The sequence below is a fragment of the Rathayibacter sp. AY1C5 genome (assembly GCF_002931705.1).
GTDB lineage: Bacteria > Actinomycetota > Actinomycetes > Actinomycetales > Microbacteriaceae > Rathayibacter.
Window position 1 is genome coordinate 15,783 of record NZ_PSWD01000010.1, and the last position, 16,469, is coordinate 32,251.

Below are 16,469 nucleotides of genomic sequence, written 5' to 3' on the forward strand. Positions count from 1 at the left end.
CATGAGCACCACCGACACCGCCGACACGGTCGTCCAGCTGTCCAACGGGCTGAGCTGCTCGGTCCCGGCGAACTCGCCGCTGGCGAAGATGCTGCGCTCGCAGCGCACCTGGGTGGGCCCCGACGCCCGCAGGCGACTCGACATCCTCCGCCGCGCGAAGACCGTGGCGATCGTCGGCGCCTCGCCGAACCCGGCCCGCTCCTCCTACTTCGTCGCCACCTACCTGCAGCAGTCGAGCGACTACGAGCTCTACTTCGTGAACCCGAACGCCACCGAGATCCTGGGGCAGCCGGTCTACCGCAGTCTCGCCGAGCTCCCGGTCGTGCCCGACATCGTCGACGTGTTCCGCAAGGCGAGCGACATCCCCGCCGTGATCGACGACGTCCTCGCCGTCGGCGCGCCCACGGTCTGGGTGCAGCTGGGGATCTGGAACCAGGAGGCGGCCGAGTACGGCGAGTCGAAGGGCCTGACCGTCGTGATGGACCGCTGCATCAAGGTCGAGCACGCCCGCTTCCACGGCGGCCTGCACCTGCTCGGCTTCGACACCGGCCAGATCTCGGCGCGCAAGACGCTGCGCTGACCCGCCGCAGACCCTCGTCGACGCCGGATCTCCGTGACTCTTCGTCGCGGGCGCGGCTCGGGCGGCGCACTCCGCCGGCCCCGGCGTAGTCTCGGTGGATGAGCGCCTACGTCTCCGTCCTCGACCTGTTCAGCGTGGGGATCGGCCCGTCCAGCTCGCACACCGTCGGGCCGATGCGCGCCGCCCTCGCCCTCGCCGAGCGGATCCGCGACGCCGGGCTCCTCGGCCGTGTGAGCCGGGTGGGCTGCACCCTCTACGGCTCGCTCGGCTCCACCGGGATCGGCCACGGCACCCCCGACGCGGTGGTCGCCGGTCTCGCCGGCCTGGACCCCGAGACGTGCGACCCGGCGCTGGTGCGCGGGGCCTGGCAGCGCCTCGACGCGGAGGGGACGATCCTGCTGGCCGGCGAGCAGCGCCTCGCGATGACGCGCGACGACGTCGTCTTCGAGCCGCGCACGAGGCTGCCGGAGCACCCGAACGCCCTCACCTTCAGCGTCTGGGTCGGCGACGACGCGCTGCCGGTGTGGGAGGAGACCTACTACTCGATCGGTGGCGGCTTCATCCGGCGCGCGGGCGAGCGCGCCGAGCTGGCTGCGCTGGCCCCGCACCCCTACCCCTTCGTCTCCGGGCTCGACCTGCTGGCGACCTGCGACCGGACCCGCTCCGGCATCGCCGAGATCGCCGCCGCGAACGAGCGCGCTCTGCACCCCGGGGTCGACATCGACGCCCGCCTCGACGCGATCTGGGACGCCATGGCCGCCTGCGTCGAGCACGGCCTGGCGACCGACGGCGTGCTGCCGGGCGGCCTGGGCGTCCGCCGCCGCGCCTCGGTGCTGCGCGAGCGCCTCGAGGCCTTCGCGGAGGACCCTCTCGACCGCGCCCGCGCGACCTCGGTGGAGTGGCTCCACGCCTTCGCCCTCGCGGTGAACGAGGAGAACGCCGCGGGCGGGCGCGTCGTGACGGCTCCGACGAACGGAGCGGCGGGCATCATCCCCGCCGTCGGGCACTACTACCTCCGCTTCGTCCCGGGCGCCGACCGCGCGGGGCTGCGCCGCTTCCTCCTCACCGCCACCGCGATCGGCTCGCTCTGCAAGACGAACGCCTCGATCTCCGGTGCGGAGGCGGGCTGCCAGGGCGAGGTCGGCTCGGCCTGCGCGATGGCCGCCGGAGCGCTCTGCGCGGTGCTCGGCGGCACTCCGCGCCAGGTCGAGAACGCGGCCGAGATCGCGATGGAGCACCACCTCGGACTGACCTGCGACCCGGTCGGCGGCCTCGTGCAGATCCCGTGCATCGAGCGGAACGCGATCGCCTCCTCCACCGCGGTCGGCGCAGCCCGCCTTGCGCTGCACGGCGACGGCGACCACCGCGTCTCGCTCGACGCGGTCATCGAGACGATGCGCCAGACCGGCATCGACATGTCGTCGAAGTACAAGGAGACGAGCGAGGGCGGCCTCGCGGTCAACGTCATCGAGTGCTGAGCGCCCGTGGCGTCCGTGACCGTGCGTGACGCACGGGGGCGCACATGTCGGCGGTCGCGCCTAGCGTGGGGCGGGTGAGCACCTCCTCCGTCCCGTACCTCGCCCGGCCGATCGTCTCGACCCAGTGGCTCGCCGACCAGCTCGGCCGCGAGCACCTCGTCGTCGTCGACGCCAGCGTGCTGCTCGTGCCCGGCTTCGACGGGCGGCCCGGCTACCTCAGCGGCGACGAGCAGTACCTCCTCGAGGGGCATGTCCCCGGCGCCGTGTTCGGCGACCTGCTCGAGCAGCTGTCGGATCCGGCGGCTCCCCTGCCCTTCACCCGGCTCGACCCGGAGCGCTTCGCCGCCGCGACCGCCGCGCTCGGCATCGACGACGACTCGGTGGTCGTCGTGTACGACTCCGCGGTCGGCCAGTGGGCCTCGCGCCTGTGGTGGCTGCTGCGCTCGGCCGGGCACGACGCCGTCGCGGTGCTCGACGGCGGGCTCCCGGCCTGGCGGCGGGAGGAGCGCCCGATCGAGACGGGGCATGTCGAGCCCGCCGTGAGCGGTGGCATCAGCGTGCGCGAGGAGCGGCCGCTCTGGATCGACAAGGCCGGCGTCGAGAGCGTCGTGCGCGGCGAGGCTCCCGGGGCGCTGGTCTGCGCGGTCCCGCCGAAGGAGTTCACCGGGGAGGAGGGGCGCCGACCCCGCCTCGGACACCTGCCGGGCTCGCGGAGCGTCCCCGCCGGGAGGCTCGTCGACCGCGCCGACAACACGCTCCTGCCGCCGGAGCGGCTGCGGTCGCTGTTCGGAGACGCTCTCCAGGCCGAGCGGATCGTCCTCTACTGCGGGGGCGGGATCGCCGCGACGGCCGATGCACTCGCACTGGCGGTGCTCGGAGTCCACACGGCGGTCGTCTACGACGGCTCGCTCAACGAGTGGGCCGCCGACCCCGCGGCGCCACTGGTGGTCACGGCCGCGTGAGCAGCTCCTCCGGGAGGCGGGTCGTCGGAAGGGCGCAGACGAAGGCCTCGCAGGAGTAGGCGGTCGGCAGCCCCTCCCGCGAGATCCGCCCCTCGAACAGCTCGAAGCCCGCGTCCGCCCAGTCCCGGGCGCCCTCGTCGGACACGCCGACCAGCACGCCGATCCCGGCGGACCGCGCGCCCTGCACCGCCTCCGCCGCGCCGGGGCCCACGACGACCAGCTGCCGCACCGGGCGAGCCAGCCGCGAAGCGAGCCCGAGCACGGCGCCGAAGCCCATCGGCTGCCGGACCGCGCCCGGAACGATCGAGGCGACGACCGCCTCGGCCGCCTCCCGGTAGCGCTGCGATCCGGTGAGCAGGTACAGCTCGTGCGCCGCGTCCGCCGTCGCCGACAGGCCGGAGGGGTAGGCGCCCTCGGAGGGATCGGCCGCGAGCAGGAGTCCCCGCGCGGTCAGCGCCGGGTCCCCTCCCCCGGGCAGCGCGAACGGCAGCGGGCCGTCGGCCGCGTCGAGCGCGCCGTCGATCACGGTGCGCGCCGCGACCGCGTAGCGCGGGCGGCCCTCCGCCAGGGCGAGCTCGAGGAGCCCGCCGGCCAGCATCCCGAGGTCCTCCAGCGCCGGGCGGGCCGCGGAGACGGCACCGTCGAGGGAGGCGCGCACCGCGACGCGGCCGTCGACGAGGTGCCGCTGCAGCACCGCGTCCGCCGCGCGCCGGGCGGCGTCGATCCACTCCTCCCGTCCGAGCACGCGTCCGGCGCGGGCGAGCGCGCGGATCGCCAGGCCGTTCCAGCCGGTGACGACCTTCTCGTCGAGAGCGGGTGGCGCGAGGCGGGACCGGTCCTCGGCGAGGTAGTAGCCGCCCTCCGAGCGCTGACCGTCGACGATGCTCTCCGAGTCCTGCGCCGACGCGAAGCCGCCGCCCGGCCGCTCGAGAGTGGTCAGGAGGAACGCGGCGACGCCCTCCGCGATCCCGGTCAGCTCCTCCACCCGGGCGCCGTCGTGCCCGAGCAGGACGGCCGCGACGTCCAGCAGCTGCGCGTTGTCGTACAGCATCCGCTCGTAGTGCGGATCGCTCCAGTCGGCCTGCGTCGCGTAGCGGAAGAAGCCCCCGTCGCGGTCGCGGAGAGGGGACGCGGCCAGCGCGAGCAGCGTGCGCTCGGCGAGCGCCGCTCCCGAGGGCCGCGAGGCCAGGAACCCGAGCACGGGGGCCACCGGGAACTTCGGGGCGCCGCCGAAGCCGCCGTGCACCCGGTCCTCCTCGTCCGCGAGTGCGCGGACGGCGCCGTCGAGCTCGGCGTCGCCGGGCAGTGCGGCATCGGCGGGCAGCGCCGCGGTCGCCTCGCGCAGGGCCGCGGCGAGGCCGCCCGCCGTCGCCTGCACCTCGTCGCGCCGCAGCCGCCACGCCTCCGAGACCGCGTCGAGGACGTCGGAGAAGGCGGGCACGCCGCCGACGGCGCGCGGCGGGAAGTAGGTGCCGGCGAAGAAGGTCTCGCCGGCGGGGGTGGCGAAGGCCGTCAGCGGCCAGCCGAGCTGCCGGGTGAACGCGCTCGCGGCCGTCAGGTAGGCCGTGTCGACGTCCGGGTGCTCCTCGCGGTCGACCTTCACCGCGACGAAGTCCGCGTTCAGCCGCGCGGCGAGCACCGGATCCGAGAACGACTCCCGCGCCATCACGTGGCACCAGTGGCAGGTGGAGTAGCCGATGGACACCATCACCGGGACGTCGCGGCGCACCGCCTCGGCGAACGCCTCCTCGCCCCAGGGAAACCAGTCGACCGGATTGTCCGCGTGCGAGCGGAGGTAGGGGCTGACACTGGAGCGCAGACGATCGGCCATGCGCTCCACGCTAGACGCGGGCGGAGCCTGCGGTGAGGGGGTTGCCGCGGGACGGAGGGTCAGGAGGTCCGCGGGGCGCCGACGTCCGCGGGTCTCCCCCGCCGTAGGGCCACCCGACCGCTCAGCGCTCGAAGAACCAGCCCGACGGCCGCTCCGTGCCGCGCACGACCGTGCCGCTTCCGCCGCTCCCGCCGCGACGGCCCACCGCCAGGTAGGCGAGGCTGCCGATGAACGGCGCGATCACGATGAACGCCACCCAGGAGACCTTCGCGACCTTCGAGAGCCTCGGGTTCGACAGCACGCCCCGGATTGCGAAGAGCAGCAGCACGATGTTCAGCACGACCAGCAGGGACTGCGGATTCATCGGGGTGCTCCACGGGATCGTGCGCCGCGGTCGACCGGCGCCGGAGCGCCCGACCGGGCAGGGTGGCCCGCGATGTTTCACGAGACAGGGCATTGTCGCACGCGGCGTAGGATGGAGGGCTCATGTCAGACGTGCTCAGCATCCGCTACCCGCCCGAACTCCCCGTGTCGGCGCGGCGCGAGGACATCGCCGCCGCGATCCGCGACCACCAGGTGGTCATCGTCGCCGGCGCGACCGGATCGGGCAAGACGACCCAGCTGCCGAAGATCTGCCTGGAGCTCGGCCGCGAGAGCATCGCGCACACGCAGCCCCGGCGCATCGCCGCGCGCACCATCGCCGAGCGCATCGCGGAGGAGCTCGACGACGAGGTCGGCGGGCTGGTCGGCTACCAGGTCCGGTTCACCGACAAGGCGTCCGCCTCGACGCGGATCAAGCTGATGACCGACGGCATCCTGCTCAACGAGATGAACCACGACCGGATGCTCAGCCGGTACGACACGATCATCATCGACGAGGCGCACGAGCGCAGCCTCAACATCGACTTCCTCCTGGGCTACCTGCACCGCCTGCTGCCGCAGCGCCCCGACCTGAAGGTGATCATCACCTCGGCGACGATCGACCCGCAGAGCTTCGCGGCCCACTTCGCCGACGCCGCCGGCGAGCCCGCGCCGATCATCGAGGTCTCCGGCCGCACCTACCCGGTCGAGATCCGCTACCGCCCGCTGGTCGCCGAGGAGCCGGAGGAGGACGACGACACCGACGTCCCCGACGCGACGAGCGGCAGCCGCGACCTGATGACCGGCATCGCCGACGCCCTGGCCGAGCTGGCGCGCGAGGATCCGGGCGACGTCCTGGTGTTCCTCTCGGGCGAGAACGAGATCCGCGACGCCGAGGACGCCATCCGCGGTCGGAACCTGCCGGGCACCGAGGTGCTCCCCCTCTACGGGCGCTTGTCGGCGGCCGATCAGCACCGCGTCTTCGAGAAGGGGCGCACCCCCGGCGTCCGCCGCCGCGTCGTGCTCGCGACCAACGTGGCGGAGACGAGCCTCACCGTCCCCGGGATCCGCTACGTGATCGACGGCGGCACGGCCCGCATCTCGCGCTACAGCGCGCGCTCGAAGGTGCAGCGGCTGCCGATCGAGGCGGTGTCGCAGGCCTCCGCGAACCAGCGCTCCGGCCGCTCGGGCCGCACCAGCGCGGGCATCGCGATCCGCCTCTACTCCGAGGAGGACTACCTCCGCCGCCCCGAGTACACCGATCCCGAGATCCTGCGCACGGGCCTGGCCGCGGTCATCCTGCAGATGATCTCGCTCGGACTGGGCGACATCGCCTCGTTCCCGTTCCTCACTCCGCCCGACTCCCGCGGCATCAAGGACGGCCTCGACCTGCTCACGGAGCTCGGCGCCCTCCGCGTCCCCGGCTCCGCCTCCGCCGCGCCGCGAGACGCCGCTCCGGTGCGCGGCACGCCGCCGAGCGCGCACTCGAGCGGCGTCCCGCGCAAGGGGGCGGAGGCCGCGCCGCAGCTCACGCGCATCGGGCGCGACCTCGCGCGGCTCCCCATCGATCCGCGCTTCGGCCGGATGGTGATCGAGTCGCGCCGCCACGGCGTCAGCCGCGAGGTGATGGCGATCGTCGCGGGCCTCACGATCCAGGACGTCCGCGAGCGCCCTCTCGAGCGCCGCGCGCAGGCCGACCAGCAGCACGCGCGCTTCGTCGATCCCACCAGCGACTTCCTCACCCTGCTGAACCTCTGGAACTACGTGGAGGAGAAGCAGGAGGAGCTCTCCTCCAGCGCCTTTCGGCGCCTGTGCAAGGCCGAGTACCTCAACTACCTGCGCGTGCGCGAGTGGCAGGACGTGTTCCGCCAGCTGCGCCAGCTCGCGCGCCCCCTCAAGCTCGAGCTGGGCGAGCCGAAGGTCGACCCCGACGGGATCCACCGGAGCCTCCTGGCCGGCCTGCTCTCGCACCTGGGCATCAAGGACACCACCTCGCAGCAGGCGCAGCGCGCGGCGAAGAGCCGCGAGCGCCAGAACGTGCAGTACATCGGCGCCCGCAACGCGAAGTTCTCGATCTTCCCCGGCAGCGCCCTGGCCAAGAAGCTCCCCGACGCGGTGATGAGCGCCGAGCTGGTCGAGACCAGCCGCCTCTTCGCCCGCTCGAACGCCGCGATCGATCCGGCCTGGGCCGAGGCGATCGCGGGCGACCTCGTCAAGCGGCAGTTCAGCGAGCCGCACTGGGAGAAGTCGCAGGGCGCGGCCGTCGCCTACGAGAAGGTCACGCTCTACGGCGTGCCGATCATCGCCCGCCGCCGCGTCCAGTTCTCGCGGATCGACGCCTCGTACGCCCGCGAGCTGTTCATCCGGCACGCCCTCGTCGAGGGCGAGTGGGAGTCGCGCCACGCCTTCGACCGCAAGAACCGGGCCCTGCGGGCCGAGCTCGAGCGGCTGGAGGAGCGCACGCGCCGTCGCGACCTGCTCGTCGACGACGAGGCCGTGTTCGACTTCTACGACCGCCGACTCCCCCGCGACATCACCTCGGTGCGCTCGTTCGACTCCTGGTGGCGGACGACCCAGCACGACGAGCCCGACCTGCTGACGATGACGCAGGAGACGCTCCTCCCCGAGGACGCGGAGCAGATCGACGAGACCGCGTTCCCCACGCAGTGGCGCCAGGCCGACCAGCGCTTCCGCCTCTCGTACCGGTTCGAGCCGGGGACGGAGGAGGACGGAGTGACGGTGCACGTGCCGCTCGCGCTCCTGCCCCGCGTGACGCCCCTCGGCTTCGACTGGCTGGTGCCGGGACTCCGGGCCGAGCTGGTCACCGCGATGATCAAGGCGCTGCCCAAGCACCTGCGCCGGAACGTGGTGCCCGCGAACGACTGGGCGCGCAAGCTCACCGCGTCCCTGCCGCACGACGTGCCGAATCCGCCGACGGAGTCGTTCGCGGCGACCCTGGCCGGAGCGATCCGCCGCGAGGCCGGCGTGGTGGTGCAGCCCGAGGACTTCGACCTCGAGCGCATCCCCTCGCACCTGCGGGTCACCTTCGCCGTCGCCGACGAGCGGGGGCGCACGGTCGCCGCCGGCAAGGAGCTCGCCCCGCTGGCCGAGCGCCTGCGCGGCCGGGTCCGCGACGAGGTCGCCCGCGTGGTCGAGGCCCGGGTCCCCGACGCGCTCGAGCGCCGGGGCCTGAAGACCTGGGACATGCCGGAGCTGCCCCGCGTCACCGACACCCGGCAGGGCGGGAACACCATCCGCGCCTACCCCGCCCTGATCGACGACGGCGACTCGGTCTCGATCCGCCTGCTCGCCACGGCCGAGGACCAGGCGCGCGAGCACCCGAGAGGCGTCCGCCGCCTCCTCCTGCTCGCGACGCCGAGCCCCGTCGCCTACGTGCAGCAGCACCTCACCTCGAACGAGAAGCTCGTGCTCGCGCAGAGCCCGTACCAGAACACGACCGCGCTCTTCACCGACTGCCTGCTCGCCTGCGTCGACGCGGTCCTCTGGCGGATGAAGCCCGACGGGATGCTCTTCCTCCGCGCCGAGTTCGACGCCGTGCGCGACCGGGTCTCGGCGAGCGTCATGGACGCGATGTTCGAGACCGTGAAGACGGTCACGACGATCCTCACCACCGCCCGGGGCGTCGAGAAGGCGCTCAAGGCCTCGACGAGCATGGCGCTCCTGCCCGCTCTCACGGATGCCCGGGAGCAGCTCTCGGGCCTGGTCTACCCGGGCTTCGTCTCGGCGACCGGAGTGGAGCGGCTGCGGCACCTCCCGCGCTACCTCGGCGGGATCACCGAGCGCTTCGGAAAGATCGCCGAGAACGTCGGGCGCGACCGCGTCTGGCTGAACGAGGTGCAGGCGGCCCAGGAGCTCTACCGCTCGGCAGGCGGCGTCGTGCCGCTGCCCGCGCACGCCCCGGAGCGGATCGCGCGCGCCCGCTGGATGATCGAGGAGCTGCGGGTGAGCTTCTTCGCGCAGTCGCTCGGCACCGCCGAGAGCGTGTCGCTGCAGCGGATCCGCAAGGTGCTGGCCGGCTGACGCGCCCCTCCGCCGAGGGAACCGCGACCCGTCGAGGGACCCTCGGGCAGCGGTCTCCCTCGACGAACCGCAGTCCCCTCCGGAGCGCTAGTGTCGTCCGGTGGGCAGCTACACCGATCTCCTGAAGACCCCCGGGGTGGGGCGCATCATCCTCGCGCAGCTGACCGCGCGCTTCCCGTTCGGGATGCTCTCGCTGGCGTTCCTCCTGCACGTGGAGCGGGTGCACCACTCCTACGCCGCCGCCGGCCTGGTGCTCGGCTCGATGTCGATCGGGCAGGCCATCGCCGGGCCGCTGACCAGCCGCCTGATGGGGCGGCTCGGGATGCGCCGCGTGCTGACGATCACCCTCGTGGTCTGCGCGGGCGCGATCATCGCGATGGCCGTGCTCCCGCTCGAGGTGTGGCAGTTCGTCGTGATCGGGTTCGTCGCCGGCCTGAGCATGCCGCCGGTGCAGCCGGCTGTGCGGACCATCTACCCCAAGATGGTCACCAGCTCGCAGCTGACCCCGCTCTTCTCGCTCGACGCCTCCGCGCAGGAGATCATCTGGGTGCTCGGCCCGGTGCTGGCGACGCTCGTGTCGATCCAGGTGTCGACGGTCGCGGGCATCCTGACCGCCGCCGCGTTCCTGATCGGCGGCGGGATCTGGTTCATCGCCTCGCCCGAGGTGGGCCGCGTCCGCATCCCGCGCTCGAAGCGCCGCCTCGGCGTGGTGCTCACGAAGCCCCCGGTGCTGCTGGCCACGGTCGTCGGCTTCCTCCTGATCGGCGCCTGCTCGGCGGTCGAGGCGGGCGTCGTCGCGGTGTTCGGCGAGGGCGGAGTCGAGTCGGGCGTCGTGCTCGCCGTGTTCGCGGCGGGCTCCCTGGTCGGCGGCCTCGCCCTCGGCCACATCCCGATCAGCCGGTGGGCGACCGCGCGGCGGATGCTGATCGTCACGGTCGGCATGGGTCTGGCGGCGGTCTCGACCGACTTCTGGTGGCTGTGCGTCACGCTGTTCCTCGCCGGCATCGGCATCGCCCCCGCTCTCGCGGCTCTGTTCGCGATCACCGCCTCGAGCGTGCGCTTCTCGGACACGGCGGAGGCCTACGGCTGGGTCGGCACCGGTCAGCTGATCGGCGCGGCGCTGGGCTCCGCGATCGCCGGCGTGCAGATCGACCAGGCCGGGCCGACCGCCGCCATCGTCGTCGCCGCTGCCTTCGCCCTGGTCGGCTTCCTGGTGCCCCTGCTCGGCCGCCGGTACCACCCGGATCTCCGCGGGCGCGACGCCAGCCCGCTGCCCGACACCGAGCCGGTCACGCTGCCCTCCTAGGCCGCCACCCCGGTTGTCCGGCGCCTGTCGGACACCCTAGGGTGAAGGCCCACGACGACGAGGGGACGGCATGGGACTGCGGGAGGACGCGGAGGAGCTGGTGCGCGAGCACCGGCGCGCCGCCGCCCGGACCGACCTCCTCGACCCCTGGTCCGATCCGGAGACCCCGGAGTGGTGCACCGAGCTCGCCGCCGCGCTCTGGCAGGGGTCCTTCCGCCCGAGTCCCGTCTACTTCCGCCGCGAGGAGTCCTCGCACGCCTGGCGCGGCCCGCACTCGACCCGCCTGCACCACCTCGGCTACGGGTGGCAGCTCACCGCGCACCGCGAGCAGCACGGGGTCGTCGCCTCCGAGACGGCGGTGGTCCTCGAGACGGGCTCCCTCTGGCGCGGACTCGGCATCGGCCGGCGCCCCGTGCGCGCGCTCCGAGGCCGACTCGGCGTCGAGGGCCTGCAGGCGGGCCACGACGTGCACTTCGCCGTGCGCGGCATCGACGAGCGCAGCGACGCGGAGCGCGCCGAGCGGCGCCTCCTCTTCGGGGTGGCCGGTCTCGCGGCGCTGATCGAGGACGACGTGCACGTGGGACCGCACGGCGAGCTCGACTGGAGCGTCTGAGGCGCATGCCAGCATGGGAGGCATGAGCGTCCCCCTGATCCCCCTCAACGACGGCCGCGCGATCCCCCAGCTCGGGCTCGGCGTCTACAAGATCGGCGACGAGGAGGCGGCCCGCACGGTCGCCGTCGCCCTGGAGGCCGGCTACCGGCACGTCGACACCGCCACCCTGTACGGCAACGAGCGCGGAGTCGGCGAGGGCATCCGCGCGAGCGGCCTCCCCCGCGAGCAGGTCTTCGTGACGACCAAGGTGTGGAACGACGACCACGGCTTCGACGAGACGCTCGCCGCCTTCGACCGGAGCCTCGAGCTGCTCGGCACCGACTACGTCGACCTCTACCTCGTGCACTGGCCGATCCCCTCGCGCGACCGCTACGTCGACACCTACCGTGCCCTCGAGCGCCTGCAGAGCGAGGGGCGGGCCCGCTCGATCGGCGTCTCGAACTTCGCCGAGGAGCACGTGCAGCGCCTGCTCGACGAGACGGGAGTGGTGCCCGCGATCAACCAGGTCGAGCTGCACCCGCGGCTGCCCCAGGAGGAGCTGCGCGCCTTCGACGCCGCCCACGGGATCGTCACCGAGGCGTGGTCGCCGCTGGCCCGCGGGCGCCTCCTCGACGAGCCGGCCCTGGCCCGCGTCGCCGCGAAGCACGGCGTCTCGCCGGCGCAGGCGGTGCTGCGCTGGCATGTGCAGCTCGGCGTCGTCGTGATCCCGAAGTCGGTGACGCCGGAGCGGATCCGCGAGAACCTGGACGTCTTCGGCTTCGCCCTGGACGACGAGGACCTCGCCGCGATCGCCGGGCTCGCGACCGGTGAGCGCACCGGCCGCGACCCGCGCTTCGACTGAGGCTCCGGCGATGACGGCGGGCAGGGTCCTGCTCCTGCACGGCCTGGGCGGCTCGGGCCGCACCTGGTGGCGGCTGAGCCGCGAGCTGACCGCGGCGGGCTGGAGCGTCTCCGCTCCCGACCTGCGCGGACACGGCGACGGGCCGCGCGGCGGCTCCGCCCGCCACGACGCCTACGCCGACGACGCCCTCGCGCGGGGACCGTTCGACCTCGTCGTCGGGCACTCGCTCGGCGGAGCGGTCGCGGTGCGCGCCGCCGCCCGCGAGTCCGGCTGGGCGGGGCGCCTGGCGCTCCTGGACCCGGTGCTCCGGCTCGCCCCGGAGCAGCGGGCCGCCGTCCGCGCGGGCGAGCTCGCCGGTCTCGCGGTCTCGGCCGAGGAGCTCGCTGTCGCGCAGCCGCTCTGGGACGAGCGGGACCGGGCCGAGAAGCTCGCCGCGGTGCGGGACGCCGACCCGTCCGCGGTGGCGGCGACGATCGACGACAACGATCCGTGGGACCTGCTGGCGGACCTGCCGGGCCTCCGCCCGCCGGTCCTCGTGCTGGCCGGCGATCCGCAGGTCGAGACGCTGCTCCCTCCCTCCCTCGCCGCCCTGGTGCTGCGCGCGAATCCGCGCATTCGGTACGCGGTCGTGGCCGGCGCCGGTCACAGCCCCCACCGCGACCGTCCGGAGGAGACGCTCGCGATGCTCCGCGAGTGGGCCGAGAGCCCGGCGACGGCCTGACCGACCCGCCGGCCCGGTCCGTGTTTCGTCCGGATGAAATCTGGCAGGGGGGACTGGGCCGCACCGTTTCCTGTGAATACCCTCGCAGAGGACGCGATCCCCTCCCAGTCTTCGGGAGGTGCGCGTCGGGGCCGCCGACGCGGCGGCCCGTTCTCGAGGAGAGGGAGCCCCAGTGGCGCGAACCACCACGAACACCCCGAGCGGCCGCCGACGCCGCTCGCTGATCGGCTCGAGCGCGATGATCGGAGCGGGCGCCCTCGTCGCCGGCTTCGCCTTCGCGCCGACGGCGAGCGCCGTCGAGCCGGTCGACTTCGCCGACACCGTCACGGTCGACGGCATCATGACCCACCTGGAGGCGCTCCAGGCGATCGCGGACGCCAACGGCGGCACCCGCGCGATCGGCACTCCGGGCTACGAGCTGAGCGGCGCGTACGTCGAGGAGGTCCTCGCGGACGCCGGCTACACGACGCAGCGCCAGGACTTCACCACCGCGACGCAGACGATCGACGCGTTCACGCTGACCACCGGCACCGGCGCCGTCGGCACGCCGATGGAGTTCACTCCGTCGACGCCCGAGGGCGGCGTGACCGGCGAGCTCATCGCCCCCGTCGATCCGCTCGGCTGCACCACGGACGCCTGGACCGGCCTCGACGCCACCGGGAAGATCGCGCTCGTCAGCCGCGGCTCCTGCAGCTTCCTCGAGAAGTCGGTCGCCGCCGGTGCCGCCGGCGCCGCCGCGATCATCATCTACGACAACGCGCCGAGCGACGCCCTCAACGGGACGTTCGGCGGACAGGACGCGGCCGCCGTCCCCGGCGTCGGCGTCACGCAGGCCGAGGGGCAGGCGCTGCTGGCGTCGCTCCCCGCGAGCGTCTCGGTCCTCGTCGACCAGACGACGACCGAGGTGGAGACCTTCAACATCGTCACGGAGACCCCGGGCGGCGACCACGACAACGTGGTCATGCTGGGCGCGCACCTCGACAGCGTGCCCGCCGGCCCCGGCATCAACGACAACGGCTCCGGATCCGCGACGCTGCTCGAGACGGCCGTGCAGCTGGCCGCCGCGGGCGACACGACCAACGCGGTCCGCTTCGCCTGGTGGGGCGCCGAGGAGGTGGGCCTGGTCGGCTCCTACACCTACGTCGACTCCCTGACGGAGGAGGACGCCTCGAAGATCGCGACCTACATGAACTTCGACATGGTCGCCTCGCCGAACTACGTGATCTCCGTCTACGACGCGGACCAGTCCACCTACGAGGCCCCCGTGGACGTGCCCGCCGGCTCGATCGCGACCGAGAAGGCGTTCACCGACTACTTCGACTCGATCGACGAGCCCTGGATCGACACCGCGTTCGACGGACGCAGCGACTACGACGGCTTCATCTCGGTCGGCATCCCGTCCTCGGGCGTCTTCACCGGCGCCGACGACGTCAAGACGGAGGAGGAGGTCGCGCTGTTCGGCGGCACCGCCGGCATCACGCACGACCCGAACTACCACTCCGCCGCCGACGACATCGACAACATCAACCAGGAGGCGCTCGGCATCACGTCGAAGGCCATCGCCTTCGTGACCGCCTCGTTCGCCGCGGACACCTCCGCGATCGACGCCGAGAAGGACCCGACCACGCCGACCCCGACGCCGGAGCCCACCGTGGCCCCGACCGACGAGCCGACCGTCGCTCCGACCGCGCAGCCGACCGTCGCCCCGACGACCGCGCCCACCACCGCGCCGACGGCCGCTCCCACCCCGAGCAGCACGCCGACCGCCGTGGCGCCGCACCCCGGCGGCCGCCCGCCCCTGGCCTCGACGGGAGCCGACGTCGGCCTGCCGCTGGGCCTCGGCGGACTGCTGATCGCCGGCGGCGTCGGCGGGCTCCTGCTCGCCGCGCTGCGCCGCCGGAGCGCCGAGCGCGGCTAGCCGCCACCGCCCCGGAGCCGTCCGGCCGTCGCTCCGCGACGACCGGGCGGCTCCGTCGTTCCGCCCTGAGGGGACCCCGGACCGTCGAGCTGCGGCGGGTCCCTTCGACGGTCGGGGGCTCCCTCACGTCCGACAGGGCTTCCGGCGGCCGGGGGACACGGTGTTCACTGGGCGCATGCGAGCCATCTGGAAGGGCGCGATCACCTTCGGCCTGGTCAACGTGCCGGTGAAGATCTACAGCGCGACCGAGGACCACGACATCCCGCTGCACCAGGTCCACGACAAGGACGGCGGACGGATCCGGTATCAGCGCAAGTGCGAGATCTGCGGCGAGGTCGTCACCTTCGACCACATCGACAAGGCCTACGACGACGGCGAGCGCACCGTGGTCCTGTCCAAGGACGAGCTCAAGGCGCTGCCGGAGGAGCGCGACCGCGAGATCGACGTCGTGCAGTTCGTGCCCAGCGAGCAGGTCGACCCGATCATGTTCGACCGCGCCTACATCCTGGAGCCCGACTCCTCCTCCCCCAAGGCCTACGTCCTGCTGCGCCGCACCCTCGAGCAGACGGACCGCACCGCGATCGTCGAGTTCGCGCTGCGGCAGAAGACCCGCCTCGCCGCGCTGCGCGTGCGCGGCAAGCTTCTGATGCTGCAGACCCTGCTCTGGGCGGACGAGGTACGGGAGGTCGAGTTCCCGTCGCTGGAGGGCAGCACCCGGATCGCGGCGCGCGAGCTCGAGATGTCGGCGCACCTGGTCGACTCCTACTCCGAGGACTTCGACGCCGCGAAGTTCCACGACGCGTACCAGGAGGAGCTGCGCACGCTGATCGACGCCAAGATCGAGCAGGGCGACGCCCTCGACACCGCCGCGACCTTCGGCGAGGCGCCGGAGGAGGAGGGCGGCGGCGAGGTGCTCGACCTGATGGAGGCGCTCAAGCGCTCGGTCGAGCGCAGCCGCGGGGCGAAGGGGACGCCGGCGGAGGAGGCCTCTGCCGAGAAGAAGGCCGCGAAGAAGCCTGCCCCGAAGAAGGCGGCGGCGAAGGCTCCGGCGACGACCGCCGCGAAGAAGAAGCCCGCGGCGAAGAGAGCCGACCCGGAGAAGGGCGCCGACGCGCCTGCGAAGAAGCGGACCCCGAAGAAGACCGCGGCGGCGGAGAAGGCGGCGTCCTAGCCCCGCCGGATGCGGAGGGTCGGGGTCGGACGGAGCCTCAGGCCCGCTCGGCCGCCCGGTCGGGCTCGTCGGCCGCGTCCAGCTCGTCCACGTCGTCGAGGTCGACCGCGACCGAGCTGACCAGCGCGAGCAGCGCCTCCGCGTAGGCGTTCTCGGCCGCCGCGTCCTCGAAGGTCCGCGCCCGGCCGCCGAGCTCGACCTCGACGGCGAACCGCGTCTCCGGCTCGGCGAGGCGACGGAGGGAGCGGAAGGTCCCGCGGAGGAGCTCGCGCAGCTGGTCCTCCCGCGGCAGCCAGAGCGAGTCCTCCAGGGAGACGGAGTCGAGCGCCCATTCCGTGGTGCCGTTGAAGCCGAGGACGGTCCCGCTCGGGTACTCGTGCGCCTCGATGGTCATGTCGCTGACGGTGAAGACGTCGCCGTCGAAGCCCTCCCGCTCGATGCGGAAGCGGTCACCGGTGCGGGGCGTCCAGCGCACGCCCGCCGTGCGCAGGGCACGGGCCAGCTCGAAGGAGATCATCCGACGAGTGTGGCCCGCGAAGCCGCGAACGCGCCGCGAGCGGCACCCGCGCGCCCCGATGTCGGTGGATGAGTTTACGTTCATGAAACGTCCGGTTCACAGGCCGGGCACCCGCACTGCATAGCGTGAC

General features: G+C 73.4%; 13 protein-coding genes. 10 read left to right on the forward strand and 3 right to left on the reverse strand.

Annotation, left to right across the window (positions count from 1 at the left end):
* Window position 1 precedes the first annotated feature (1 nt).
* The 3 genes from C5C57_RS09360 (at window position 2) to C5C57_RS09370 (ending at window position 3,020) form a co-directional block, all read left to right on the forward strand.
* On the forward strand, window positions 2-580 hold the full coding sequence (locus C5C57_RS09360) for a CoA-binding protein (protein ID WP_104237688.1): 579 nt from the start codon (window positions 2-4) through the stop codon (window positions 578-580).
* A 98-nt stretch (window positions 581-678) separates the two neighbouring features.
* A complete protein-coding gene (locus tag C5C57_RS09365; RefSeq protein WP_104297538.1) occupies window positions 679-2,058 on the forward strand; it encodes an L-serine ammonia-lyase in 1,380 nt (459 codons plus the stop codon).
* A gap of 74 nt (window positions 2,059-2,132) precedes the next feature.
* Window positions 2,133-3,020 (forward strand): sulfurtransferase, encoded by an 888-nt coding sequence (locus C5C57_RS09370; RefSeq protein ID WP_181069150.1) that lies wholly within the window; start codon window positions 2,133-2,135, stop codon window positions 3,018-3,020.
* Here the strand turns inward: C5C57_RS09370 and C5C57_RS09375 are convergent.
* The gene (locus tag C5C57_RS09375) at window positions 3,007-4,851 is read right to left on the reverse strand and encodes a thioredoxin domain-containing protein (RefSeq protein WP_104297539.1); all 1,845 of its coding nucleotides are present in this window, start codon (window positions 4,849-4,851) and stop codon (window positions 3,007-3,009) included. The genes C5C57_RS09370 and C5C57_RS09375 overlap by 14 nt on opposite strands.
* A 121-nt stretch (window positions 4,852-4,972) precedes the next feature.
* On the reverse strand, window positions 4,973-5,215 hold the full coding sequence (locus C5C57_RS09380) for a PLDc N-terminal domain-containing protein (RefSeq protein WP_159939582.1): 243 nt from the start codon (window positions 5,213-5,215) through the stop codon (window positions 4,973-4,975).
* Between the two features lie 122 nt (window positions 5,216-5,337).
* On the opposite strand from C5C57_RS09380, the gene hrpA reads away from it, so the two are divergent.
* From hrpA to C5C57_RS09415, 7 genes are all read left to right on the forward strand, one after another.
* A complete protein-coding gene (gene hrpA / locus C5C57_RS09385) occupies window positions 5,338-9,252 on the forward strand; it encodes an ATP-dependent RNA helicase HrpA (RefSeq protein ID WP_104247351.1) in 3,915 nt (1,304 codons plus the stop codon).
* A gap of 100 nt (window positions 9,253-9,352) precedes the next feature.
* The gene (locus C5C57_RS09390; protein WP_104222308.1) at window positions 9,353-10,558 is read left to right on the forward strand and encodes an MFS transporter; all 1,206 of its coding nucleotides are present in this window, start codon (window positions 9,353-9,355) and stop codon (window positions 10,556-10,558) included.
* Window positions 10,559-10,628: 70 nt separating this feature from the next.
* A complete protein-coding gene (locus tag C5C57_RS09395) occupies window positions 10,629-11,171 on the forward strand; it encodes a hypothetical protein (protein ID WP_104226914.1) in 543 nt (180 codons plus the stop codon).
* A 22-nt stretch (window positions 11,172-11,193) separates the two neighbouring features.
* Window positions 11,194-12,012, forward strand: coding sequence for an aldo/keto reductase (locus C5C57_RS09400; RefSeq protein WP_104222368.1), 819 nt, complete (start codon window positions 11,194-11,196; stop codon window positions 12,010-12,012).
* A gap of 10 nt (window positions 12,013-12,022) precedes the next feature.
* A complete protein-coding gene (locus C5C57_RS09405) occupies window positions 12,023-12,733 on the forward strand; it encodes an alpha/beta fold hydrolase (RefSeq protein ID WP_146078986.1) in 711 nt (236 codons plus the stop codon).
* 172 nt (window positions 12,734-12,905) lie between these two features.
* Complete coding sequence (locus C5C57_RS09410) at window positions 12,906-14,651, forward strand: M28 family peptidase (RefSeq protein ID WP_104297540.1); 1,746 nt, start codon at window positions 12,906-12,908, stop codon at window positions 14,649-14,651.
* Window positions 14,652-14,826: 175 nt separating this feature from the next.
* Window positions 14,827-15,822 carry a Ku protein gene (locus C5C57_RS09415; protein ID WP_104247349.1) on the forward strand — a complete coding sequence of 332 codons (996 nt, stop codon included), beginning with the start codon at window positions 14,827-14,829 and terminating at the stop codon, window positions 15,820-15,822.
* A gap of 37 nt (window positions 15,823-15,859) precedes the next feature.
* Here C5C57_RS09415 and C5C57_RS09420 read toward each other — a convergent pair whose 3' ends face one another.
* Window positions 15,860-16,339: a pilus assembly protein CpaE gene (locus C5C57_RS09420; RefSeq protein ID WP_244229602.1), complete on the reverse strand. Its 480-nt coding sequence runs from the start codon at window positions 16,337-16,339 to the stop codon at window positions 15,860-15,862.
* Between the last annotated feature and the right edge of the window lie 130 nt (window positions 16,340-16,469).

Excerpts from the sequence above, each read along its gene's own strand:
- C5C57_RS09360 (WP_104237688.1), top strand. The coding sequence starts at position 2 with ATGAGCACCACCGACACCGCCGACACGGTCGTCCAGCTGTCCAACGGG.
- C5C57_RS09365 (WP_104297538.1), top strand. The coding sequence starts at position 679 with ATGAGCGCCTACGTCTCCGTCCTCGACCTGTTCAGCGTGGGGATCGGC.
- C5C57_RS09375 (WP_104297539.1), bottom strand. The coding sequence starts at position 4,851 with ATGGCCGATCGTCTGCGCTCCAGTGTCAGCCCCTACCTCCGCTCGCAC.
- C5C57_RS09380 (WP_159939582.1), bottom strand. The coding sequence starts at position 5,215 with ATGAATCCGCAGTCCCTGCTGGTCGTGCTGAACATCGTGCTGCTGCTC.
- hrpA (WP_104247351.1), top strand. The coding sequence starts at position 5,338 with ATGTCAGACGTGCTCAGCATCCGCTACCCGCCCGAACTCCCCGTGTCG.
- C5C57_RS09395 (WP_104226914.1), top strand. The coding sequence starts at position 10,629 with ATGGGACTGCGGGAGGACGCGGAGGAGCTGGTGCGCGAGCACCGGCGC.
- C5C57_RS09400 (WP_104222368.1), top strand. The coding sequence starts at position 11,194 with ATGAGCGTCCCCCTGATCCCCCTCAACGACGGCCGCGCGATCCCCCAG.
- C5C57_RS09405 (WP_146078986.1), top strand. The coding sequence starts at position 12,023 with ATGACGGCGGGCAGGGTCCTGCTCCTGCACGGCCTGGGCGGCTCGGGC.
- C5C57_RS09415 (WP_104247349.1), top strand. The coding sequence starts at position 14,827 with ATGCGAGCCATCTGGAAGGGCGCGATCACCTTCGGCCTGGTCAACGTG.
- C5C57_RS09420 (WP_244229602.1), bottom strand. The coding sequence starts at position 16,339 with ATGATCTCCTTCGAGCTGGCCCGTGCCCTGCGCACGGCGGGCGTGCGC.